Genomic DNA, 23,396 nt, shown 5'->3' on the forward strand with positions numbered 1-23,396 from the left:
TGTTCATATAACAATTGTGAAACGCGGATCGGTTGGCACATACAAACCGCGTGAAGAGGGGAGTTAATTCCATGAAAAAGCTGAACAAGGCGGCCGTTCTGGGCACGACCGCCATTCTGTCGGGCCTGATCGGTGCGTCCGGCGCACTGGCACAGGTCGACGTCATCACCGTGACGGCACAAAAGCGCGAGCAGACGCTGCAGGAAGCGCCCGTCTCGGTTGCGGCCGTCACCGGCGAGCAGATCGAGCAGTCGCAGATCCGCGACGCGGCCGACCTGCAGACCCTGGTTCCGTCCCTGCGCGTGGCCGAGTTCGCCACGTCCACCAACACCGAATTCAACCTGCGCGGCATCGGTACGTCGAGCTTCAACCCGGGTCTGGAACCGTCGGTCGGTGTCTTCATCGACGGCGTCTATCGTCCGCGCTCCGGTTCGGCCATCAACGACCTGATCTCGATCGAGCGTGTCGAGGTTATCCGCGGTCCGCAGTCCACCCTGTTCGGCCGCAACACGCCGGCCGGCGTGGTGTCGATCATCACCCAGCAGCCGGAATACGAGTTCGGCTATGTGGGCGAACTGACGATCGGCAACAACAACACGCACATTGCGCGTGCCTCCGTCACCGGTCCGATCAACAGCACGATGGCGCTGCGCCTCGATGGCTCCATGCACCAGAGCGACGGCTATATCGACGTCGTTGACGGTCGCGATGCCAATAACCGGTCGCGTCACACCTTCCGCGGCCAGCTGCTGTGGAATCCGGGCGACAATACCGAGGTCCGCATCATCGCCGACTACGGCGGGATCGACGAGAATTGCTGTGCGGCCCCGTTCGCCTTCTACGACCCGATTGACCAGGCCGCGCTTGTCGGCCTTGGCGGCACGGCCGTTCCGGCCGACCCGGAGGGCGGTGACCGGATCGCGATCGACGGCGATCTGAACACCCAGTTGTCGACCAGCGGCCTCTCGGCCGAGGTCAATCACGACTTCGAAACCTTCACCTTCACCTCGATCACGGCGGTTCGCCGCTATGACGAAGACCAGCTGTTCGATGCCGATTTCTCGGATCTCGACCTGGTGAGCCTGCGTCATATCGAGAACCGTTATGACAGCTTCACCCAGGAGTTCCGGGTCACCTCGACCGGCGACAACTTCATGGACTGGATGGGTGGCGCTTTCTACTACAACAACCGCCTCCATTTCTCGAACTCGACGCCGTACGGCGCTGATGCCCGGAACTTCTTCGATGCGGCGTCTGCCGCCGATCCGACGGCCCAGCAGCTGATTTCGGCCTTCGGTCTGCCGCCGGGGTCCGGCGGTGTCGATCTGCTGGAATTCTTCCTGAACATGAACCAGGCAGCCGGTGTGGGGAATTTCGTCCCGCTCGCATCCGGCAATGCGGCTCTGCCGACGACGCCGGCTGAAGGCTTCATCGCGACGTCGCACGGCCTCATCCTGGAAGACTACCAGTATGACACGGAAGCCTGGTCGGTGTTCGGCCAGCTCGACTTCCACCTGACCGATCGCTTCACGCTGACGCTGGGCGGCCGCTACTCGGACGAGAGCAAGGAGATGGTGACCACCATCGATCAGCCCGATCCGATGTCGGCGTTCTCCTTCGTCGATCTGGCGCGCGATCTGCGTCTGGTCACGCCGACGACATGCGATCCGACGCTCTTCCCGATCATCGGCGGCGATGCGTGTGCCTATCTCGTGCCGGCGCTGCTGGCCCAGGCCGGTGTGCCGATCGACCCGACCCAGCCGCTGAGCGAAGCTCAGGCGCGCATGGCGGCGCTCAATCCGCTGCTGGGATTCTCGGCTTTCCAGAACTTCGAGCCGGTCAGCGCGGCGGATTTCCCGACCTCGCGTACCGACACGAACTTCTCGGGCAATATCATCCTGTCCTATGACGTGTCCGACACGCTGAACCTCTATGGTAGCTATGCCACCGGCTTCAAGCCGGGCGGGTTCAACGTCTCGACGAATGCGGCCTTCACCGGCGTGTTCGAGTTCGAGGAAGAGATCTCGCGCTCCTTCGAGATCGGCGCCAAGGGCTCGCTGTTCGACAACCGCATGGTTTATGCGATCGCCTATTTCAACCAGGAGATCGAGGACTTCCAGACGAACAACTTCGTCGGCAATGGCTTCGCGCTTGAAAACGCCGGTTCGATCGAAGTGTCGGGTATCGAGTTCGAGGGCCAGTGGTCCCCGGTCGACAACCTGCTCTTCACGGGTGGTTTCACCTATCTGATCGACAGCAAGTACGGCGATTACGAGTTCGCACCGTGCCCGGACACCTATGTTGACGGTTCCGGGGTGTGGGATGCCGGCGATCCGGCCTTCGCCCTGTGCGAACCTGGCAATGAGCGGACCAATGATGCCGGCGTCACCGCGCTGTTCAACGATCTGACGGGCCGTGATCGCGGCAATTCGGAACTGGTCGGATCGCTCACCGCGACCTTGACCACGCCGCTGAACAATGGCTGGGAAATCGACTGGCGCGGCGAGATGACCTACGTCTCTGAGTTCCAGCACACGACGTCACAGGATCCGCGTCCCTTCGCGACCCAGGACGCGTTCACGCTGTACAACGCCTCGGTCACGATCGGGTCGGACAGCGACAGCTGGGCGGTCCAGTTCTGGGGCCGCAACATCTTCGACGAGGACTACACCAAGGGTGGCTTCCCGTCGGTGGGGTATCTGGGCGCCAGCTACAATGCTTACCCGGGTGATCCGCAGACCTACGGTGTGACCCTCCGCATCCGCGGCTAGTGAACAAGGTCTTTCCTCCCCGCGTCAGCGGGGAGGGGGACCGCGCCGGAGGCGTGGTGGAGGGGCCGCCGGAGCGAAGCGCAGGCGGAAGGTCAGCGACAGATTCGACCGCCCTCCCGGCGCAGTGCGCCGGGCCCCTTCGACCCGCAGCTTCACTGCGGCCCACTTCCCCACGATGTGGGGAAGAAAGATGGCGGCTAGTGAACATTGTTCAAAAATGACTTTGACGGCGGGCGAAGGCTGGTTAGCCTTCGCCCGTTGTTTTTTGTCCGGGGCGCTTCATGCTCTTTATCGTTCTGGCCGGTTCTGTCGTCGGTATCACCGCCATGGTGGTACTGAACATGTGGCTCGGCCTGTCCGAGCCGGCCCGGCTCCGCGATCTGGAAGATGCGGTGGCCCGGCTCGATACCGATTCTGTGGGCTATGAGGCAGGCGAGGGTGGTCTGGTGACGCCCGATGGTCTCAGCGCGCTCATACCGTCCCGCGACGGGCACACGATCGGCCTGCTGGTCGCGCGCGGCAGCGATTTCGTTATCCGCTATCTCGGCCCGGGCAGTGTGCGCGCCGCCGAAGCCGATGCAGACGGCTCGCTGCTGCTGCGTCTCAACGATTTTGCCTTCGCGCCGGCCCGACTGAATTTCAGTTCGGCCGACCAGGCGCAATCCTGGGCCGACAGGCTCAACGCACTGAAGGGGTGAGCCATGGACGTGCCGGCTTTTGTGGAAAATTTCGATCCGATCTGGATCGCCATCCCGCTCTTCGTGATCGCGGTGTTCGCAGAAATGATTTTTGCGCGATCAACCGGCCGTGCCCGTTTCGAGGCGCGTGACAGCGCCGCCAGTCTTGTGATGGGGCTGGGAAACACCGTGTCGGCCGTGCTGTTCGGTAGCGTGCTGGCGATCTGGTCCATGTTCGTCTACGAGCACCGGCTCTTCGACATCGGTTTTGCCTGGTGGGCCTGGATTATCGCCTTCGTGCTGGACGATTTCGTCTATTACTGGTCGCACCGCTTTGCCCACACCGTGCGCTGGTTCTGGGCCGACCATGTGGTTCACCACTCCTCCCAGCACTACAATCTGACAACCGCGCTGCGCCAACCCTGGCTCAACCCGCTGACGCTGAAATTCCTCTGGCTGGGCTCGGCGCTCATCCTGCTGGGCTTCCACCCGGCGATGATCGCCTTCGTGGGCTCGCTCAACCTGATCTACCAGTTCTGGATCCACACCGAGGCGATCAGGAAATGCCCGGCCTGGTTCGAGGCGGTGATGAACACGCCCTCGCACCACCGGGTCCACCACGCCACCAACCCGATCTATCTCGACCGGAATTATGCCGGTGTCTTCATCGTCTGGGACAAGATGTTCGGCACGTTCCAGCCCGAGCTGGAGAACGAGAAGTGCCGCTACGGCATCGTGAAGAATCTGGGCACCTACAATCCGCTGAAGATCAGCCTGCATGAATGGTGGGGCATTATCGACGACATCCGCCATGCCCGCTCGCTGCGCGATGCCGCCCTGTATCTCCTCGCCCCGCCGGGCTGGTCGCCGGACGGATCACGGGCGACATCGAAGCAATTGCTGGCCAGATGGCAGGCCCGCCAGACCCGCCAGCCCGACCAGCCCCCCGCCGAAGCCGCGGAGTAGCGGGCGGCGGCGCAACCTCCACCCTAAAGACCACGCCATTTTTCCCGGCCGGACGCCCGGCGAAGGCCGGGCAAAGTGCCGGGACCTACGGGAAGCTCATCGCTTGAAGTGATCTTCGGTAGATCCCGGATCTGCGGCCTGCCTGCGCAGGCCTCCGTCCGGGAGAAAATGAGGCGGTTGGAAGAGAAGGCACCAACGCTCCCACAACCACCGTCACCCTGACGAAAGTCAGGGCCCAGTTCGTGAGGCGCGGTGGCCGCGATCTCGCACTTATCCCCCACATCACCACCGCCCAGGCCGAGCCCGCCTGGCGAAAATCTCCCTTTGCGATCTGGGTCCTGACCTTCGTCAGGATGACGGTGCGTGGGGTGAAGTTAGGAAACTTATCCCCGCCCGCTCAACTGCGCGTATGCTCGTCAGCGGTTTCCGGGATGGGAGGCATGAGCTCAGTCCCTTGTGCCCGGGAGCGTGCGGAGCTCGTCCGCGCCTGGTGGGTGACAGCATCAGGCTCCGGCGTGGCCATCTGCGGGGACACCGGCACAAAGCTCGACCGGCCCGTGCCTGCAGGTTTCGAGACGGGGCCCGCAAGGGACCCGGGTAAATCTCCGCGTGCGGGATGCCTCGGGCATCACCACCAACACTTCAAATCGGACACGATGTCCGCCGTGCATCCCGCACCCCTCTCATCGCTCCAGGGTTCCGCCCGTGGAGGGTTTTGTGCTGGGTGAGGGCCACAGAGTACCGCTTTCCCCGGACTTGTTCCGGGGCCCAGTGGCATTTCGGGAGGAGGCTCCTCCAGACCCCGGCACAGGGGCCGGGGGAAGTGGAGAGAGTGGGGACGGAGGGGTGCTGCATCAGCGGCGATGTGTCAGCGACAGGCTCCACCGCCCACCGGCGCTCGGCGCCGGCCCCTTCGACCCCTCCTTCGCCAAGGCTATGGAGGGCCCACTTCCCCACGAGGTGGGGAAGAAAGGTAGCGAGCCCGTTCCCCGGACGTGTTCCGGGGCCGGGTGACGTGGAGCGGAGTGCGGACAAAAGCCTGCTTCCTTTCGCCTTGAGTCGCGTTAGGTCTTGTACAACCTGTTGCTGCCGGAGAGTGCCAACGCATGAGCTATGACCAGATCTTCCTGTTTGTCCTGCTGGGCATTGTCTTCGCGATGCTGGTCTGGGGGCGGGTGCGCTATGATCTTGTCGCCTTTGCGGGGTTGGTGATTGCGGTGATCGGCGGCGTGGTGCCGGTGCAGGATGCCTTTGCCGGTTTCGGACACGAGGCGGTGATCATCATCGCCCTGGTGCTGATCGTGTCGCGGGCGATGACGAATGCCGGTGCCGTCGAACTCGTCGCCCGCTTCGTGCTGTCCTCGACCCGCTCCCTGCCATCCCATGTCGGTCTGATCTCGGTCGTTGGCGCGGCGCTGTCCGCCATCATCAACAATGTTGCCGCGCTGGTCATGCTGATGTCCCTCGACATGGAGGCCGCACGCAAGGCCAAGCGCTCGGTCGCCCAGAGCCTGATGCCGCTTTCTTTTGCAACCATTCTGGGCGGCATGATCACCCTGATCGGTACGCCGCCGAACATCGTCGTGGCGCAGTTCCGCGACCGGGCGCTGGGCGAGCCCTTCTCGATGTTCGACTTTTCGCCCGTCGGCCTGATCTGTGCCGTGGTCGGTATCGGTTTCGTCACCCTGGTGGGCTGGCGCCTGATTCCCAAGGGCGAAGCGCGCACCATGGCCGGGGAGGGCGCGGGCAGTGTCTTTGTCGCCGAGGCCGGGGTGAAGGCGGATTCGAAATCCATCGGCCAGACGCCGGCCGATCTCTATCCGCTCGCCGACAGCCATGATGTCACCATTCTCGGCCTGGTCCGGCGCGGCAAGCGCCTGGGCGGGTTCGCCGCCGGCGAGGAAATCCGCAAGAGCGATCATCTGGTTCTGGAAGGCGATCCGGCCTCGATCGAGGCTTTCATCGGCGCCGCCGAACTCAACCCGCCGGGCGCGGATGCGCACGAAGGTCTGACGGGCAAGTCGCTGGCGCTCATCGAGGCCATCGTGCCGCGCGATGCCCGCATTGTCGGCCGGACGGCGACCGATCTGCGGCTGCTCTACCGGCGCGGCGTGACCTTGCTGGGCATTTCCCGCCAGGGCCGCCGTTTCCGCCAGCGTGTCCGCAAACTGCCGATCCGGGCCGGCGATCTCGTCCTGCTGCTCGGGCCGGAAAGCCGGGTGAATGACGCCGCCGAATGGCTGGGCGTGCTGCCACTGGCGGAGCGGCGCCACAGCGTCGTCCAGCGTTCCAAGGCGCTGATGACGATCGGCATATTCGTCGCGGCCGTGGCCGCGGCCGTCATGGGACTCGTGCCGCTGGTCGTTGCGCTAGCAGCCGTGGTGATCCTCTACGCCCTGCTGAATATCGTCGGACCCAGCGAAGTCTATGAATCGGTGGAATGGCCGGTCCTGGTGCTGCTGGGCTCGCTGATCCCGCTCGGCCTGGCGCTCGAGGAGACCGGCGGTACCCAGCTGATCGCGCAGGGCATTCTCTCGCTGACCGGCACCCTGCCGGTCTGGGCCATCCTGGCGATCCTGATGATGGTGACGATGACGCTGTCGGACTTCCTCAACAATGTCGCGACCGCCCTGATCGCCGCCCCGGTCGGGCTGAACATCGCGCGGTCGCTGGAGGTCAATCCCGACGCCTTCCTGATGGGGGTGGCCGTGGCGGCGTCCTGTGCCTTCCTGACGCCCATCGGGCACAAGAACAACACGATCATCATGGGGCCGGGCGGGTACCGGTTCGGCGATTACTGGCGCATGGGCCTGCCGCTGGAGATCCTGATCATTGCCGTCGGTGTGCCCGCCGTCCTGACCTTCTGGCCGCTCTGACGGTACGCCGCGAAATGCTTGTCTCGCAACGCGATCCGGTCAAAATCAGCCCATGGATCTGATCGAAACCGTCCAGCGGCTCGCCGCCGCCCTTGCCATCGGCATTCTTGTCGGCGTCGTGCGCGGCTGGCAGGAGCGTGAGCACCGCGATGACGGTATCCGCCGTGCCGGTGTGCGCACATTCGGTCTGGCCGGTCTGCTCGGCGGTCTGGCGGGACATCTGCACGCGCTGACCGGACCTGTCATGCCGGCCGTGCTGCTGGCGCTGTTCGGTGGCGCTGTGACCTTCGTGCGGCTGCGCGAGGTCGAGATTGTCGAGGATTTCAGCCTCGCCGGCGTGACGGCAGCGCTGGCGGTCTTCGTGCTTGGAGCCATTGCCGTCTCCGGCGACATGGAGATCGCCGGGGCAGGAGCAGTGGCCGTGGCGATCGTGCTGGCAGCCCGGCGCAGCGCTCATGCCTTCCTTGAAAAGATCACCTGGCTGGAATTGCGGGCGGCCCTGGTGCTTCTGGCGATGACGCTGATCGCCCTTCCCTTGCTGCCCAACCGCACGATCGATCCCTGGGATGCGCTGAACCCGTTCGAGCTCTGGCTCCTGACCGTGATGATCGCGCTGATTTCCTGCACCGGCTATGCTGCGATCCGTATTGCAGGTCCGTCGCGCGGCATCGTGTTTGCCGGCGCCGCAGGCGGCCTGGCGTCGTCGACCGCCACCACGCTCTCCTTTGCGCGTTTCGCGGCCAAGGCACCGGACAATGCCCGCCGTCTTGCGGCCGGGGCGATCATCGCCGGTGCGCTGTCGGCCGGCCGTGTGGCAATCATCGGCGGGGCGCTGGCACCGCAGCTGATCCGGCCGCTCGGTCTTGCCATGGCGCCTGTCGTGGTGATCTTCCTGGTCGCGGCGTGGCTGCTGATCCGGCGCAGCCAGTCCGGCGCAAAGACGCCGGGACTGAACCTGGACAATCCGCTCGACCTGGCAGGCGTGCTCCGCTTCGGCGCCCTGCTGGGCGGCGTGACCCTGGCCTCCCGCCTGCTGCTGGACTGGCTGGGAGCCGGTACGCTCTATCTTGTCGCGGCGGTTTCGGGGCTGGTGGATGTCGACGCCATCACCCTGTCGACGGCACGGCTCGCCGGTGGCGAGGTGACAGCCGGCACCGCCGCTGCTGCCATTCTGCTTGCGGTGGCGGTCAATATGGTCACCAAGGCTGTGCTGGCGCTGGCAGCGGGCGGCCGCGGATATGGCATGCCGCTCGCGGTTGTCACCGGCCTCGGCGTGCTGGGCGGGGCGGCCGGGCTGGCCCTGCAGCAGATCCTTCCCGGCAGTTGATCTGCGCTGCCGATTTGCCGATTGCATCCGCCGCGGGGCCAGCGCATGATGCGCCGCCGCCTTTGTTTTCAAGGACGTGCACATGTCTTCCGGAAAATCCCAGCAATACCCCGCCAAGGCCTACAAGGACGAGGATTTCATCAATGCGCCCGAGGGGCGCCCGGTGCGGATCCTCGCCGAATATCTCGAGCCCAAGGCCCGCTTTGCCGAATACAATGTGCAGGACACGATCCTGTTCTTCGGCTCGGCCCGGATCCGCTCGCGCGAGGAGGCCGAGGCCGAACTCGACGCCCTGCGCAAGGCCGGCGACGACGAGACGCCGGCGCTGAACAAGCTCAAACTCTCCGGATACTATGAATCGACCCGCGAACTCGCGGCGCGCCTGACACAATGGTCGAAGAGCCTGCGCGACAAGTCGGGCCGGCGTTTCGTGGTCTGCACCGGCGGCGGGCCGGGCATCATGGAGGCCGCCAATCGCGGCGCGTCGGAAGCCCATGGCGACAATATCGGCCTGGGCATCTCGCTGCCCTTCGAGCAGGGCAATAATCCCTGGGTCACGCATGCGCTCAGCTTCGAGTTCCACTACTTCTTCACGCGCAAGTTCTGGTTCCTTTATCTGGCCAAGGCGCTGGTGCTGATGCCCGGCGGCTTCGGCACGATGGACGAGTTGTTCGAGACGCTGACCCTCTTGCAGACCCGCAAGATCAAGAAGCGGGTGCCGGTGGTGCTGTTCGGCACGGAGTACTGGGACAAGGTGATGAATCTCGAGACCATGGTCGAGTTCGGCACGATCGACGCGGCGGATCTGGACCTGATCTACCGCACCGACTCCGTCGACGATGCCTTCGCCTACATTACCCGGGAACTGGCCGAGCACGCCTTGCCGCATCCGGGCGGGCGGTTATAGGCCTGCCGGTTGCCGGCGCGCGGGCAGGCGGCATCACAATTTTCGTTTCCCCCTTGCCAAGTGCGGCAATTTGAATCACGTTGGTCATGTGAACAATGTTCACTAAAGATAATGATTGGTCGCACCTGGGGAGGTAACGCGCCATGGGAACGCTCCGCGAGCTGTATCCGATGCCGGAAATCGACAAGCACTGGTCGGTTCCGCAGCAATTCGATGCCACGTTCGACTTCGAATACGACGAAGGCCGCACCACGCTCATGCACCTGTACCAGAAGGGCAAGGACATGCAGTGGGATGCGGTCAACCGCATCGACTGGACGCAGGAACTCGACTTCGAAAATCCGATGCAGCTGCCCGATGAGGGCGTCGCGCTGCACGGCTCCCCGATGTGGGAGAAGATGACGAAAAAGGAGAAGATCGAGTTCCGCCGTCATGCCCAGGCCTGGAATATCTCCCAGTTCATGCAGGGCGAGCAGGCGGCGCTGATCTGCGCGGCGAAGATCGTCGAGTCGGTGCCGGATCTGGACGCGAAATTCTACGCCGCCACCCAGGTGATGGACGAGGCGCGCCATGTCGAGGCCTACAAGAAGCTGATGCAGAAATTCGGCGTCGCCTATCCGATGACCGAACCGCTGCGCCAGCTCGTCGACGAAGCGCTGCGCGACAGCCGCTGGGACTTCACCTATCTGGCGATGCAGGTCGTGATCGAGGGGCTCGCGCTTGCCGCCTTCGGCACAATCCGCGATCTCGCCCAGAACCCGCTGGCACGCATGGTCAACGCCTATGTGATGGAAGACGAGGCCCGTCACGTCGCCTTCGGCCGTCTCTCCCTGCGCGATTACTATCCGCAGCTCACCCAGGCCGAGCGCGACGAGCGCGAGGAATTCCTGGTCGAGGCCTGCTATCACATGCGCGACCGGTTCGAGGCGCGTGAGGTCTACGAGACGCTCGGCCTGCCGGTCGAGGAATGCGTCGCCTGGGCAGCCCAGTCGGAGATCCAGAAGCTGTTCAAGACGATGCTGTTCCAGCGCATCGTCCCGGTGGTGAAGGATATCGGCCTGTGGGGCCCGAAGATCCGCAAGGCCTACGAGGATATGGGTGTGCTGCACTATGCCGACCAGGATCTCGACACGCTGGCCAAGCAGGACGAAGCCATCGCCAAGGATCTGGACACGCGTCACCAGGACGTGCGCACGGCCTATGTGAAGGCGGTCGCCGGCGCCGCCGAATAAGCCAGACGCCGTATTGCCGGAAACACTCGCCTGCTTCCGGCGCGGCGCGCCTGAAGGGACCCCTTGCGGGTCCCTTTTTCGTGATCGCTCTGGTGTGACCCGGACCGCTGTCCTACATGCTCGGCGAGGAGGTGCCGCATGTCCGTAAAGCTTCGTCCGGCCACGCCGGAAGACATTCCCGTCCTGCAGCATTGGGACGCCCAGCCGCACGTTATCGCGGCCACGGGCAGCGATGCGCCGCCGGACTGGATCGAAGATATCGGCCTCACGAGCCCGGCCTTCCAGACGCTGATCGGCGAGCAAGGCGGGCGTCCGGTCGGCGTTGTGCAGATCATCGATCCGGCCGGGGAACCGACCCGTTATTGGGGCGATTGCGAGCATAATCTGCGGGCCATCGATATCTGGATCGGCGAGCCTGACTGCCTGGGGCAGGGGTTGGGTACGCAGATGATGACGCAGGCGATCGAACGGTGTTTCGCGGCGCCAGAGGTCACCGCGATCCTGATCGATCCGCTCGAGACGAATACCGACGCCCAGCGCTTCTACCGGCGCCTGGGGTTCGAGGAAGTCGGACCGCGCCGTTTCGGGGATGACGACTGCACGGTGATGCGCCTGACGCGGGCTGGCTGGGAAGGGCGGGCGTTGCCGGGTCAGTGACCCGGGTCCGTCGCAGCGGGCGTCGCCGACAGATCGATATCGAAACGGGCGTCACTGCCGGTCGGGGTCTGCTCGAAAGCGAAGTGACCGTTCAGCGACCGGGCGCGCAGGCGGCAATTGTCCAGACCGTGTCCGCCATCGCTCCGCTGCAGGGTGTCTTCCTGTTTGCCCGTGCCATTGTCGGATATCTGCGCCGACAGACGGCCGTGGCTGAGCGTGGTCCGGATCGTCACGCGGTCTCCGCCGGAATGACGGATGGCGTTGCTGACGCTCTCCCGGAACAGCGCAAGCAGGTGCCGGTAGACGGCATAGTCGAGCGGACAGCCCGTTTCGGTCTCATCCGGTGGCCAGTCCAGTGAGAAACCGGCAGCCTCGCAGCGGGAGCGGGACTCTTCCTGCAGGTCAGCCAGGAGGTCAGCCAGTTCTCGCGGCTTTCCGGCCAATCCGGTGACGATGGTCCGGATATCGGCCATGGCTTCACGCACATCCTGGCGCATGCCGTCGGTGTCGGAACGGTGCAGGCTGATCATCAGCCGGCCGCTGACATCGTCGTGCAGGTCGCGGGCGATGCGATGCCGCTCCTCGGTCACGCCGGCCAGGTAGGCGTCACGCGTTGCGATGAGGCGTTCCGTCATGCGTATCAGCGCAGCTGCCGTGTCGAGATCGCCCGCCGCAAACGGGCGCCGCCCGCCATCGGCGTGGCGGCACAGGAGTGCCGGGGCGCCGCCCAGCGAGGGCAGGCGAAGGATTGTCCCGTTCTGTCCGATCGCCGGGACCTTAACGGGAGCAGGGTCGGTTTCGATTTCCAGTGGCTGGAAGCTCGCCTCAACGGCAGCACGCCAGCTTTCCGATCTCTGCTGATCGTTGGCGGCAAAGACAAGATCGGCGGCCCGCGAGAGGGCGTGCTGAACCACGGCCAGGCGCCTGCGCTCCTGGCGCCGCGCCAGCCATTCCCGCAGCGGGAAATACACCAGGGCAGCTCCGGCGAAAGCCAGACCGAGTGCGACATCCTGTTGCCGGGTCACGAAGGTGAGCAGGGCGATGTCGACGAGCAGGATTGCCGCAAGAAAAGCAACTGACAGGACGATGTTTCTGACCCAGCCGTCGAGGGAGAGCAGGCTGGTCCGCACGATTGCAATGCCGATACCGCAATAGATCAGAACAAACAGCGGAAAGGCGGCGTCCTCGCCCAGTGTGACTTTCACCAGGCCCGATTCGGGAAGCAGAACGGTCAGGGCATAAAGCGCAATGCCCAGCAGAATGGTCGCCAGAAGGATGATCAGCGAGGGGCGCAAGATGGTGGCCTTGCGCCCGATCCAGAACTGAATGCAGACAAGCGCGAGAAGCGCGAGGTATTCCACCATCTGGATGGAATAGGAGATGCGGGCGTCGATGAACTGACCAAGAGCAACCACACTCAGTGCGACGATTCCGCTTGCCACGGCGGCCGCTACCGCCGTTCGCGGCGTGAGCAGAGCTTTCGGGAAGAGCAGGAAGACGAAGACGAATGCGAGACCGAAGGCGTGCAGCACGGCTCCGTTCAGCACGCTTGTCGTGGTCGCAAGCTCGGGCGGTGTAAGCAGGCCGAACTTCAGATACATCCGGTATGTCAGCGCGGATGCGAGCAGAAGGCCTCCGGCAATGCCATAGGCGAGGGCGGCCGGAAGCTGTGGCCGGGAAGCCCAGACAGCCAGGCCGAACAGGGCGCCCAAGAGGGCACTGGCCAGCCCCATCCAGTCGCCGCCGTCAAAATCGCTCAGTCTTGCGTGGCGAGGGCGAACCTCACGCGTATGCGTGATGCCGGACAGGTCAGTGAAGCGCGCTGATGCAGATAAACCCGCCCGAAGGTGCGCTGCCAGCTGATGCCGCTGTGCAGTTTCCAGCCTGGGGTCCTTTGCCAGGTCGGCGGCTGGAATGACCAGTTCTGCGCCGGATATACCGCTGAATGACACGGGGGCATCGGGGGCCAGATCGAACGGCTCCCGGTCGATCATCAGCAGGACGTTGTCGTGGGCAAGGGACCGCTCTGCGGCAAGGTTTGCGCCATCCAGGGACAGGACAACCCAGACGAAACCCAGCGTTACCAGGACCATCGCAACGGCGGTGAAGCGTGCGATGGTGTGAGGCGCTTGATAGGCCTGCCGGCGCGCATCGATCCGCGTTGGAGTGTCTATAGCCCTGCCGGCTTCATTGCCGCCCCCCGATTCCCGTCGATGTCGAGGTTACTCCTCCCGACAGAATTTCGCAGCGCAAAACCGGCTCAGTCCTCGTTGAAGCTGTAGGGCGAGGCGCGCAGCATGTGGCTGTCCAGAACGAGTTTGCGGTTGAGCGGCGGGAAGGCGCGCTGGGCGCAGTCTTCCCGGTCGCACAGGCGGCAGGTGATGCCGACGGCCGCCGGTTTGATGCCGGCCACGGCGTCGGCATGGACGATCTTCGGCGCGTGCTCGAGGGCGCATCCCAGCGCGATGGCATGGACGACCGGCGGGTGTCCGGCCGGGGCGGGCGATAGCTGGCCGCGGGCGAGGGAGAGCATCGCCGTGCCGTCGGGCAGTTCGAATGTCTGGGCGATCAGGCGCTCGGGCGTGTGCAGGGCGTCGTAGAGATTCCATTTCGGGCACCCCCCGCCCGATCGCGCAAACGGCATGATGCCGCCGCCGAAGCGTTTGGACACATTCCCCGCGCTGTCGACACGGATCATGAAGAAGGGCAGACCGCGCGCGCCGGGCCGCTGCAGCGTCGTCAGACGGTGGCAGATCTGTTCGAAGCTGACCTCGAAGCGCCGCTGCAGCCGGTCGATATCGTAGCGCGTGTCCTCGGCGGTCTTCAGGAAGGGCGCATAGGGCATGTGAACCGCGCCGGCGAAATAGTTCGCCAGGCCGACCCGGTAGAGCTTGCGGCCTTCCTCGGCCGGCAGGTGAGGCTCGGCAGACAGTTTATCCAGCAAATCGCCGAGTTCCAGATTGGCCAGGACGACCGCCATGTGAAAGGCGCGCGAGCCCGCAGAGAGGGCTTCGGAGAGCAGCAGGCGCCGGCCGTGAAAGTCGAGACGGCGGCGCGCGCCGGCCATGATATCCTCGTCCAGCACGCGCATGGTAAAACCGTGCGTATGCTGCAGGTAGTCGGCCAGTTGCTGTTCGCGCCGGTGGGTGCGCAGACCGATCCGCTCGACGAGCGCTTCGGCTGCTTCCTCCAGTTCGGGGAAATGGTTCTGGCGCGCATCCAGCGCGTCGCGCACGCTTTCCAGCACGGCACCGGGGCCGCCGGTCGCAGCGCCCGGGCCCGACATGCGCGTGGCAAGGTCGGCGGTGGCGGCCGTGGTTTCGCGATAGGCCTGGAAGAGGCGGGCAAAGGCTTCCGCGGCGCGCGGCTGGCTGTCGGCAAACTCGGACAATTCCATCCGGTCGAGACCAATGCCTGACAGGACGGGATCTGCCGCCGCTTCCTGCAGGTCCGCCACAAGCTGGCGGTCGCTCTCATTGGCAAAGGCGCGCACATCGACGTCGAAAGCGTCGGCGAGCGCCAGCAGGACCCGCGCCGTCACCGGTCGCTGATTGCGTTCCAGCAGATTGAGATAGCTGGCCGACAGTCCCAGCGCCTCGGCAGCCTCGGCCTGTGTCAGCCCGCGTTCGCGGCGCAGGCGGCGCAGGCGCGCGCCGGCAAAGATCTTCTCGAGGCCCTGTCCGTCATTCATTTTTGTGTCCAGATTTACAAAATTACATCATGACAATGTAATTATCATACACGGCATCCTCTTTATAGGAAAAGCCATATCGACACCATCCCTGCCGTTTGACAGCTTCGTTGCAACGCAACAGGCATCTGCCCCAACCCGTCAGGGAGACAAGAATGACGACTTTCAAGGATCTGGTTCCGAGTGCTCCGGAAGGCCGTTTTGACGGTATCGAGCGTCCCTATACGCCCGAAGACGTCGCCAAGCTGCGCGGCTCCGTGCAGATCCAGCACACGCTGGCCGAACGCGGTGCGGTGAAGCTGTGGGAGCTGCTCAAGACCGAGCCCTACATCAATGCGCTGGGTGCCCTGTCGGGCAATCAGGCCATGCAGATGGTCCGGGCCGGCCTGAAGGCGATTTACCTGTCGGGCTGGCAGGTTGCTGCCGATGCCAACACGGCCGGCGCCATGTATCCCGACCAGTCGCTCTATCCGGCCAATTCCGCGCCGGAACTGGCCAAGAAGATCAACCGCACCCTGCAGCGCGCCGACCAGATCGAAGTGTCTGAAAACGGCAAGCCGAGCCGTGATTGGTTCGCGCCGATCGTCGCCGATGCGGAAGCCGGTTTCGGCGGCACGCTCAACTGCTTCGAGATCATGAAGGCCTTCATCGAGGCGGGCGCCTCCGGTGTTCACTTCGAAGACCAGGTTGCGGCCGAAAAGAAGTGCGGTCACCTGGGCGGCAAGGTGCTGATCCCGACCAGCCAGCACGAGCGCAATCTCGCTGCGGCGCGTCTCGCGGCCGATGTGATGGGTGTGTCCACAATCACCGTTGCCCGTACCGACGCGGAATCGGCCACGCTGATCAATTCGGACATCGACGAGCGCGATCATGAATTCATCGACTTCGATGCCGGCCGTACGCCGGAAGGCTTCTTCCGCCTGAAAGAGGGTATGGGCGTCGATCACTGCATCAAGCGCGGTCTGGCCTATGCAAAGGTCGCCGACCTCCTGTGGTGGGAAACCTCCAAGCCGAACCTGGACGAGGCCAAGCGTTTCGCCGAGGCGATCCAGAAGGCCTATCCGGGCAAGATGATGGCCTATAACTGCTCGCCCTCCTTCAACTGGGAAGCCAATCTCGACAAGGCCACCATCGAGACCTACCAGCGCGAGCTGGGTGCGATGGGCTACAAGTTCCAGTTCGTCACCCTGGCCGGCTTCCACCAGCTCAATCACGGCATGTTCGAACTGGCCCGCGGCTACAAGGATCGCGGCATGGGCGCCTATTCCGAGCTGCAGCAGGCCGAGTTCGCGTCCGAAGCCGATGGCTACACCGCCACGCGCCACCAGCGTGAAGTGGGCACCGGCTATTTCGACAAGGTGAACCTGGCCATCTCCGGCGGCACCTCGTCGACGACGGCGATGGGCGCTTCGACCGAGACCGCGCAGTTCCACGCTGCCGAATAGAGCGCAGGCCCTGCCCGAGCCTGTACACCGGGGTGCGCATCCCCAAGGCGCACCCCGGATCTGCCTCCAACCCCACAGGAGCAAGCCATGACTCTCATTGCACCGTCCGGCGTCGAAGTCCTGGGCCATCTCGAGCCCGGCTATGGCGACATCCTCACGCACGAGGCGCTCACCTTCCTCGCCGGCCTGCACCGCCGGTTCGAGAAGCGACGTCAGTCCCTGCTGCGCTATCGCAAGGAACGCCAGGCCGAGCTCGATCAGGGCGCACTGCTGATGTTCCCGCATGAGACGGCCGATATCCGGGCCGGCGAGTGGACCGTGCGTCCCGCGCCTGCCGATCTGCAGGATCGCCGCGTGGAAATCACCGGACCGGTCGACCGCAAGATGGTGGTCAACGCGCTCAATTCCGGTGCCAAATGCTTCATGGCCGACTTCGAGGACGCGACCGCGCCGCTCTGGTCCAATCTGCTGGACGGCCAGATCAATCTGCGCGACGCGATCCGCCGCGAGATCGACTTCACCGACGAGAAATCCGGCAAGCGCTATCAGGTCAATGATGACGCGGCGGTGCTCATCGTGCGTCCGCGCGGCTGGCATCTGGACGAACGTCACGTCCATATCAACGGTCACGCCCTGTCCGGCTCGCTGTTCGATTTCGGCCTCTATGTCTTCCACAACCATGCGGCGCTGAAGGCGCGCGGCACCGCGCCGTACTTCTACCTGCCCAAGCTGGAAAGCCGGCTGGAAGCGCGTCTGTGGAGCCTGGTCTTCCAGCATGCCGAGGACGAGCTGGGCCTGGAGCGCGGTACGCTGCGCGCCACCGTGCTGATCGAAACCCTGCCGGCGGCCTTCGAGCTCGACGAGATCCTCTACGAGCTGAAGGACCATATCGTCGGTCTCAACTGCGGCCGCTGGGACTACATTTTCAGCTATATCAAGCGCCTGCGTTCACGTGCTGAACATGTCCTGCCGGACCGTTCGGCGGTGACCATGACCGTGCCCTTCATGGCGGCCTATTCCCGCCGGGTGATCTCGGTCTGCCATCGCCGCGGGGCCCACGCCATGGGCGGCATGTCGGCCTTCATCCCGGTCAAGGGCGATAAAAAGGCGAATGCCGCGGCCACCGAACAGGTGCGCCAGGACAAGCTGCGTGAAGTGAAGAACGGCCATGACGGCACCTGGGTGGCTCACCCGGATCTCGTGCCTGTCGCGATGGAGATTTTCGACCAGCACATGAAGGGGCCGAACCAGATCGATCGTCCGGCCGATCCGCACGAGCTTCCGGTGACGACCCAGCAATTGCTGGCGGCTCCCGAGGGCGACATCACGGATCATGGCGTCAGCGACAATATCGACGTCGCCATCCGCTATATCGCTGCCTGGCTGGGCGGTCGCGGCGCCGTGCCGATCCGCAATCTGATGGAGGATGCGGCGACCGCCGAAATCGCCCGCGCCCAGCTCTGGCAATGGCGTCGCTTCGACAAGTCCACGAAAGAGGGCACCGCGATCACCGCGGCCTTCCTGGAAAACAAGATCGCCGACATCTGTGCGGCCATCCAGGACGAAGTGCCCGGCCAGGACGAGCTGTGCGACCGGATCCAGACGGCGGCAGACATCCTGTCCGGCCTGGTCCTGTCGGACGAGTTCACCGAATTCCTGACCCTGCCGGCCTATGACCGGATCACGGCAGAACTGAAGGCGCCGATGCGTCTGATGGAGTTCGAGGACTGAGTGAATAACAAGAGCTGATGACGGTTGGTCGTCTCAGGCGCGGGGCCCGGTCCAGGCATCAAGCCAGGATCGGGCTTCGCCGTATTCGGAGAACACCCGGAACTGGCCGCCGACCAGGAAGCCCTTGGTCTGGAACAGCATGGCCTGGTCCTTGTGCCGTTCGGCATGGAAGATATGGGCGGCTTTCAGACGCGCCGCCGGCATGCGGAACCAGTCATCCGTCAACGACATGAACTCGATCGTCGAAAGGGCAATCTCGGCCTCGCGCCAGTCGGCGAGCAGGGCCGAATAGCCCGCGCTCTCTTCGGAAATCCGCGCCAGATCCTCGGCAGCCCCGTCGGGCGCCAGTGTCCCGGAAAAACGCACAAGAAGAAGACTGGCCGGAGAACCGGCTTCCAGAATGACGGGCATGGAACTCACCAAAACGATACACGCCACAAGGGGCAGTATCGTCGGTAACAGCGCCAAACCGAGTCGGGGAAGACCGGGCTGCAGCCATTTGCCCGTGCAAGACAGCCCGCAATTCTAGCCGGTCACCGGCGTTGCAACCGGGCGTGTATATCCGCACAGGTCTGCGAGCTTCCAGCCCTCCGCCGTCATCTCGAAACGGCAGGACAGATAGTCACGCCGGGAGACGCCATAGGGCGGCGGGGCGTCGGCGAGCGGTGTCTCGGGCGGCGGTGCGACACGGCTGTAGCTGGCCTGGGGATAGACCAGGACCTGACGCACTGTCTCGCTGTCTGGCGCTGACGGATCGTCGATGATGCAGAGCGGCGGCTGGGACAGGAGGCCGACCACAGTGCCCTCGGTGATGCCGTCATGGCCCCACAAGTGTCCGCGCACGGCCGGTGTTCCGCCGGTCAGCGCCGTGCGCAGCGCGCCGGGTGCCGTGGCCGCGGCGAGCGCGTTGGGATTGTGGCTGATCACGCCGGAAAAGGCTGCCAGTTCATAGGACTGAGGCGCCCGGCAGGCGGGGACGGTCTCCGTCGCACAGCCGGCAAGCAGCGCGGTGGCTCCGGTGGTGAGGACGGCAAGTCGAATACGCAAGGCTTGAACTCCGGTCACTGGAACGTCCCGCCTCCGCTATAGCCGGTTTCCCCGGCAACGGCGAGAGGCGAGGGGGCTAGCGGTTCTTGCGGTTCTCGATCAGGTCCTCCACCACGGACGGGTCTGCCAGGGTGGACGTGTCGCCCAGGTTGGAGAAGTCGTTCTCCGCGATCTTGCGCAGGATGCGGCGCATGATCTTGCCGGAGCGCGTCTTGGGCAGGCCGGGTGCGAACTGGATCAGGTCCGGCGTCGCCACCGGTCCGATCTCCTGGCGCACCCAGGCCTTGATCTCGGCGATATCCTCGTCCTCGGCTTTGCGCCCGCCCATCAGGGTGACATAGCAATAGATGCCCTGGCCCTTCACATCATGGGGATAGCCGACCACGGCGGCTTCCGCGATATCGTCGTGCGAGACGAGCGCGCTCTCGATCTCCGCCGTGCCGAGCCGGTGGCCGGACACATTCAGCACATCGTCGACCCGGCCGGTGATCCACCAGTATCCGTCGGTATCGCGCCGGGCGCCGTCGCCGGTGAAATAGTAGCCCGGATAGGCGGTGAAATAGGTGTCGATGAAACGCTGGTGATCGCCATAGACGGTGCGCATCTGGCCCGGCCAGGAACGGGCGATCACCAGATTGCCCTCGGCCGCGCCATTGTCGGCCAGACGCTTGCCGTCGGCATCCATCAGGGCGGGCTCGACGCCGAAGAAGGGCCGTGTCGCCGAACCCGGCTTCATGTCGGTCACGCCGGGCAGGGGGGTGATCAGTGCGCCGCCCGTTTCGGTCTGCCACCAGGTATCCACGATCGGACAGCGTTCCTCGCCGACCACGCGGTAATACCAGCACCAGGCTTCCGGATTGATCGGCTCGCCCACCGTGCCCAGCAGGCGCAGCGAGGCGCGCGAATGCTTCTTCACGGGTTCGTCCCCTTCGCGCATCAGGGCGCGGATGGCGGTCGGTGCGGTGTAGAAGGTGTTGACCTTGTGCTTGTCGATCACCTGCCAGAACCGGTCCGGTCCCGGCCAGGTCGGCACACCCTCGAACATCAGCGTCGTGGCGCCGTTCGCCAGCGGGCCGTAGACGATATAGGTATGCCCGGTGACCCAGCCGACATCGGCGGTGCACCAGTAGATTTCGCCCGGCCGGTAGTCGAACACGTATTCATGCGTCATCGACGCCCAGACCATGTAGCCGCCGGTCGTGTGGAGCACGCCCTTGGGTTTGCCGGTCGAGCCCGACGTGTAGAGGATGAACAGCGGATCCTCGGCGTTCATCGGTTCCGGATCGCAGTTCGCATCCTGTCCGGCGACCAGCGTGGCGTAGTCCACATCGCGGGTCTCGTCCCAGGCCACGTCTGCGCCGGTCCGGCGGACGACGATCACCTGGTCGACATCGCCGGCGCTCTCTACGGCTTTGTCGACATTGGCTTTCAGCGGGATTGTCTTGCCGCCGCGCAGGCCTTCATCGGCCGTGATCACGAACCGGCTCTCGCAATCGGAAATCCGGCCTGCCAGCGCATCCGGCGAGAAACCGCCGAACACGACCGAATGGACCGCGCCGATCCGGGCGCAGGCCAGCATGGCGTAGGCGGCCTCCGGGATCATCGGCATGTAGATCGTGACCCGGTCGCCCTTCTGCACACCGATCGATTTAAGCCCGTTGGCCAGGCGGCACACGGCCTCATACAGTTGACGATAGGTGATCGCCTTGTCGTCAGCCGGATCGTCGCCCTCCCACAGGATCGCCGTCTCATCGGCCCGTTCGGCGAGGTGACGGTCGATGCAGTTGACCGAGGCGTTCAGCTTGCCGTCGGCGAACCAGCGGATGTGCAGATCGTCCTTGTCCCAGGACACGTCCGAGATTTCCGTGAAAGGCGTCATCCAGTCGATCCGCCGCGCTTCCTCGCGCCAGAACCCGTCCGGATCCTCGAGCGAGCGGCGATACATCTGCGTATAGCGCTCCGCATTGATCAGCGCGGTTTCGGCGCGGCCTTCCGGGACCGGGTAGATTTCGTTGGGATCGTGGTGGGACATGAGGGAACTCCCCGCGCGTTCTGGGCAGATTGTGATTGTTGGAGTGCACGATAACGCGTTGTCCGCGTCGCGCAATCACGCCTGCGAGAGCAGGCGGGAGCGGACGAGGAAACGCCGTTCGCGGCCATTGTCGAGCGAGAACATGCCGCCCCGGCCCGGCACCGCGTCGAGAATGAGCTGGGTATGCTTCCACGCCGCGTACTGGCGGCCGCCGATATAGACCGGCACAGGCCCGATCCATCCCAGCAGGACGTCGCTTTCACCGATCCGGAATTCGCCGGCCGGATAGCACATCGGTGACGACCCGTCACAACAGCCGCCGGACTGGTGGATCAGGATGTCGGGATGGTCGCGCCGGATTTCCGCAATCAGGGCGAGGGCGTCGTCCGTTGCGGTCACGCGGTGTGTGTGGCGGGTCTCGTCGATCATGCCGGTTTCCTTGCGATGCGTACGGGGCCGGCGAACCGGCCCCGCCACGGGGCGGTGATCAGAAGAAGCCCAGCTTTTTCGCGCTGTAGCTGACCAGCATGTTCTTGGTCTGCTGATAGTGGTCCAGCATCATCTTGTGGGTCTCCCGGCCCACGCCCGATTGCTTGTAGCCGCCGAACGCCGCATGGGCCGGGTAGGCATGATAGCAATTGGTCCAGACCCGTCCGGCCTGGATGCCGCGGCCAAAGCGGTAGCAGGTATTGGCGCTGCGGCTCCACACACCGGCCCCCAGGCCGTAGAGCGTGTCATTGGCGATCGCCAGGGCCTCGGCCTCGTCCTTGAAGGTCGTCACGGCCACAACGGGACCGAAAATCTCCTCCTGGAAGACCCGCATCCGGTTGTGACCCTTCAGCACGGTGGGCTGGACATAGTGTCCGCCGGCAAGGTCGTCGCCGACCTGGCCTTCACCGCCGCCGATCAGCACTTCGGCGCCTTCCTGGCGGCCGATATCGAGATAGGCGAGGATCTTTTCCTTCTGCTCCGAGGATGCCTGGGCACCGATCATGGTTTCCGGGTCCAGCGGATTGCCCTGCTTGATGGCGGCAACGCGCTGCAGCGCCCGCTCCATGAAGCGCTCATAGATGTCCTCATGGATCAGCGCGCGCGACGGACAGGTGCACACCTCGCCCTGGTTCAGTGCGAACATGGCAAAGCCCTCGATCGCCTTGTCGAAGAAGTCGTCATCGGCGTCGGCCACGTCCTTGAAGAAGATGTTGGGCGACTTGCCGCCCAGTTCCAGCGTCACCGGGATCAGGTTTTCCGAGGCGTATTGCATGATCAGACGCCCGGTCGTGGTCTCGCCCGTGAAGGCGATCTTCGCGATCCGGCTGGAGGAAGCGAGGGGCTTGCCGGCTTCCAGACCGAAACCGGAAACGATGTTCAGCACGCCCGGCGGCAGCAGATCGCCGATCAGCTCGGCCCAGACCAGGATGCTGGCCGGCGTTTGCTCGGCCGGTTTCAGCACCACGCAATTGCCGGCCGCCAGGGCCGGGGCCAGCTTCCAGGCCGCCATCAGCAGCGGGAAGTTCCAGGGAATGATCTGGCCGACCACGCCCAGCGGTTCATGGAAGTGGTAGGCCACCGTGTCGGCATCGATCTCGGCGAGCGAGCCTTCCTGGGCCCGGATGCAGCCGGCGAAATAGCGGAAATGGTCGATCGCGAGCGGAATGTCCGCCGCCATGGTCTCGCGGATCGGCTTGCCATTGTCCCAGGTTTCCGCCGTCGCCAGCCTCTCGAGATTGGCTTCCATCCGGTCGGCGATGGCGTAGAGCGCGGCGGCGCGCTCGGCGACGGCTGTGTGGCCCCAGGCATCCCTGGCGGCGTGGGCGGCGTCGAGTGCGGCCTCGACATCCTGCGCGTCCGAGCGGGCGATCTCGCAGATCGGCCGGCCATTGATCGGCGAGGTGTTGGTGAAGTAGCGGCCGGCAGCGGGGGCGCGCCAGCTGCCGCCGATGAAATTGTCATAGCGCGCCGTGAAGGGCGCACGGGTGTCGCGGTCGATCTGTGTGATGACGTTCATGTCTTCCTCCCATGGAAACGAGCCCTTTG

At 64.6% G+C, this 23,396-nt stretch carries 17 protein-coding genes; 10 read left to right on the forward strand and 7 right to left on the reverse strand.

Annotation, left to right across the window (positions count from 1 at the left end; genetic code table 11):
* The first annotated feature begins 71 nt into the window (after nucleotides 1-71).
* From PKE71_RS03045 to PKE71_RS03080, 8 genes are all read left to right on the forward strand, one after another.
* Nucleotides 72-2,771 carry a TonB-dependent receptor gene (locus PKE71_RS03045; protein WP_271185480.1) on the forward strand — a complete coding sequence of 900 codons (2,700 nt, stop codon included), beginning with the start codon at nucleotides 72-74 and terminating at the stop codon, nucleotides 2,769-2,771.
* Between the two features lie 281 nt (nucleotides 2,772-3,052).
* On the forward strand, nucleotides 3,053-3,469 hold the full coding sequence (locus PKE71_RS03050) for a hypothetical protein (RefSeq protein WP_271185481.1): 417 nt from the start codon (nucleotides 3,053-3,055) through the stop codon (nucleotides 3,467-3,469).
* A 3-nt stretch (nucleotides 3,470-3,472) separates the two neighbouring features.
* Nucleotides 3,473-4,414: a sterol desaturase family protein gene (locus tag PKE71_RS03055; RefSeq protein WP_271185482.1), complete on the forward strand. Its 942-nt coding sequence runs from the start codon at nucleotides 3,473-3,475 to the stop codon at nucleotides 4,412-4,414.
* 1,106 nt (nucleotides 4,415-5,520) lie between these two features.
* Nucleotides 5,521-7,290 carry an SLC13 family permease gene (locus tag PKE71_RS03060; RefSeq protein WP_271185483.1) on the forward strand — a complete coding sequence of 590 codons (1,770 nt, stop codon included), beginning with the start codon at nucleotides 5,521-5,523 and terminating at the stop codon, nucleotides 7,288-7,290.
* 52 nt (nucleotides 7,291-7,342) lie between these two features.
* Entirely contained in the window at nucleotides 7,343-8,617 is a 1,275-nt protein-coding gene (locus PKE71_RS03065; RefSeq protein ID WP_271185484.1) for an MgtC/SapB family protein, read from the forward strand.
* Nucleotides 8,618-8,699: 82 nt separating this feature from the next.
* Entirely contained in the window at nucleotides 8,700-9,524 is an 825-nt protein-coding gene (locus PKE71_RS03070) for an LOG family protein (RefSeq protein ID WP_271185485.1), read from the forward strand.
* Nucleotides 9,525-9,667: 143 nt separating this feature from the next.
* Complete coding sequence (locus PKE71_RS03075; protein WP_271185486.1) at nucleotides 9,668-10,756, forward strand: ferritin-like domain-containing protein; 1,089 nt, start codon at nucleotides 9,668-9,670, stop codon at nucleotides 10,754-10,756.
* A 138-nt stretch (nucleotides 10,757-10,894) separates the two neighbouring features.
* Complete coding sequence (locus PKE71_RS03080) at nucleotides 10,895-11,413, forward strand: GNAT family N-acetyltransferase (RefSeq protein WP_271185487.1); 519 nt, start codon at nucleotides 10,895-10,897, stop codon at nucleotides 11,411-11,413.
* Here the strand turns inward: PKE71_RS03080 and PKE71_RS03085 are convergent.
* Both PKE71_RS03085 and PKE71_RS03090 read right to left on the reverse strand, forming a co-directional pair.
* A complete protein-coding gene (locus tag PKE71_RS03085) occupies nucleotides 11,407-13,506 on the reverse strand; it encodes a sensor histidine kinase (RefSeq protein ID WP_271185488.1) in 2,100 nt (699 codons plus the stop codon). The two genes, PKE71_RS03080 and PKE71_RS03085, sit on opposite strands and share 7 nt — an antisense overlap.
* 167 nt (nucleotides 13,507-13,673) lie before the next feature.
* On the reverse strand, nucleotides 13,674-15,104 hold the full coding sequence (locus PKE71_RS03090; protein WP_271185489.1) for a helix-turn-helix domain-containing protein: 1,431 nt from the start codon (nucleotides 15,102-15,104) through the stop codon (nucleotides 13,674-13,676).
* Nucleotides 15,105-15,259: 155 nt separating this feature from the next.
* Here PKE71_RS03090 and aceA point away from each other — a divergent pair, with 155 nt between their 5' ends.
* Both aceA and aceB read left to right on the forward strand, forming a co-directional pair.
* Nucleotides 15,260-16,549, forward strand: a complete 1,290-nt coding sequence (aceA, locus tag PKE71_RS03095; RefSeq protein WP_271185490.1) for an isocitrate lyase — start codon at nucleotides 15,260-15,262, stop codon at nucleotides 16,547-16,549.
* Nucleotides 16,550-16,636: 87 nt separating this feature from the next.
* Complete coding sequence (gene aceB / locus PKE71_RS03100; protein WP_271185491.1) at nucleotides 16,637-18,280, forward strand: malate synthase A; 1,644 nt, start codon at nucleotides 16,637-16,639, stop codon at nucleotides 18,278-18,280.
* Nucleotides 18,281-18,313: 33 nt separating this feature from the next.
* On the opposite strand, the gene PKE71_RS03105 is transcribed toward aceB, so the two are convergent.
* The 5 genes from PKE71_RS03105 to adh form a co-directional block, all read right to left on the reverse strand.
* On the reverse strand, nucleotides 18,314-18,691 hold the full coding sequence (locus PKE71_RS03105; RefSeq protein WP_271185492.1) for a hypothetical protein: 378 nt from the start codon (nucleotides 18,689-18,691) through the stop codon (nucleotides 18,314-18,316).
* 114 nt (nucleotides 18,692-18,805) lie between these two features.
* A complete protein-coding gene (locus PKE71_RS03110; protein WP_271185493.1) occupies nucleotides 18,806-19,327 on the reverse strand; it encodes a hypothetical protein in 522 nt (173 codons plus the stop codon).
* Nucleotides 19,328-19,403: 76 nt separating this feature from the next.
* A complete protein-coding gene (acs, locus tag PKE71_RS03115) occupies nucleotides 19,404-21,359 on the reverse strand; it encodes an acetate--CoA ligase (protein ID WP_271185494.1) in 1,956 nt (651 codons plus the stop codon).
* A gap of 75 nt (nucleotides 21,360-21,434) precedes the next feature.
* Nucleotides 21,435-21,788: a DUF779 domain-containing protein gene (locus tag PKE71_RS03120; protein WP_271185495.1), complete on the reverse strand. Its 354-nt coding sequence runs from the start codon at nucleotides 21,786-21,788 to the stop codon at nucleotides 21,435-21,437.
* Between the two features lie 58 nt (nucleotides 21,789-21,846).
* The gene (gene adh, locus PKE71_RS03125; protein WP_271185496.1) at nucleotides 21,847-23,367 is read right to left on the reverse strand and encodes an aldehyde dehydrogenase; all 1,521 of its coding nucleotides are present in this window, start codon (nucleotides 23,365-23,367) and stop codon (nucleotides 21,847-21,849) included.
* Nucleotides 23,368-23,396: the final 29 nt, after the last annotated feature.

The organism is Maricaulis virginensis, assembly GCF_027922185.1.
In the GTDB taxonomy this organism is placed as follows: domain Bacteria; phylum Pseudomonadota; class Alphaproteobacteria; order Caulobacterales; family Maricaulaceae; genus Maricaulis; species Maricaulis virginensis.

Coding starts and splice junctions, on each gene's coding strand:
- PKE71_RS03045 (WP_271185480.1), top strand. CDS start 72: ATGAAAAAGCTGAACAAGGCGGCCGTTCTGGGCACGACCGCCATTCTG.
- PKE71_RS03050 (WP_271185481.1), top strand. CDS start 3,053: ATGCTCTTTATCGTTCTGGCCGGTTCTGTCGTCGGTATCACCGCCATG.
- PKE71_RS03055 (WP_271185482.1), top strand. CDS start 3,473: ATGGACGTGCCGGCTTTTGTGGAAAATTTCGATCCGATCTGGATCGCC.
- PKE71_RS03060 (WP_271185483.1), top strand. CDS start 5,521: ATGAGCTATGACCAGATCTTCCTGTTTGTCCTGCTGGGCATTGTCTTC.
- PKE71_RS03065 (WP_271185484.1), top strand. CDS start 7,343: ATGGATCTGATCGAAACCGTCCAGCGGCTCGCCGCCGCCCTTGCCATC.
- PKE71_RS03070 (WP_271185485.1), top strand. CDS start 8,700: ATGTCTTCCGGAAAATCCCAGCAATACCCCGCCAAGGCCTACAAGGAC.
- PKE71_RS03075 (WP_271185486.1), top strand. CDS start 9,668: ATGGGAACGCTCCGCGAGCTGTATCCGATGCCGGAAATCGACAAGCAC.
- PKE71_RS03080 (WP_271185487.1), top strand. CDS start 10,895: ATGTCCGTAAAGCTTCGTCCGGCCACGCCGGAAGACATTCCCGTCCTG.
- PKE71_RS03085 (WP_271185488.1), bottom strand. CDS start 13,506: ATGGTCCTGGTAACGCTGGGTTTCGTCTGGGTTGTCCTGTCCCTGGAT.
- PKE71_RS03090 (WP_271185489.1), bottom strand. CDS start 15,104: ATGAATGACGGACAGGGCCTCGAGAAGATCTTTGCCGGCGCGCGCCTG.
- aceA (WP_271185490.1), top strand. CDS start 15,260: ATGACGACTTTCAAGGATCTGGTTCCGAGTGCTCCGGAAGGCCGTTTT.
- aceB (WP_271185491.1), top strand. CDS start 16,637: ATGACTCTCATTGCACCGTCCGGCGTCGAAGTCCTGGGCCATCTCGAG.
- PKE71_RS03105 (WP_271185492.1), bottom strand. CDS start 18,691: ATGCCCGTCATTCTGGAAGCCGGTTCTCCGGCCAGTCTTCTTCTTGTG.
- acs (WP_271185494.1), bottom strand. CDS start 21,359: ATGTCCCACCACGATCCCAACGAAATCTACCCGGTCCCGGAAGGCCGC.
- PKE71_RS03120 (WP_271185495.1), bottom strand. CDS start 21,788: ATGATCGACGAGACCCGCCACACACACCGCGTGACCGCAACGGACGAC.
- adh (WP_271185496.1), bottom strand. CDS start 23,367: ATGAACGTCATCACACAGATCGACCGCGACACCCGTGCGCCCTTCACG.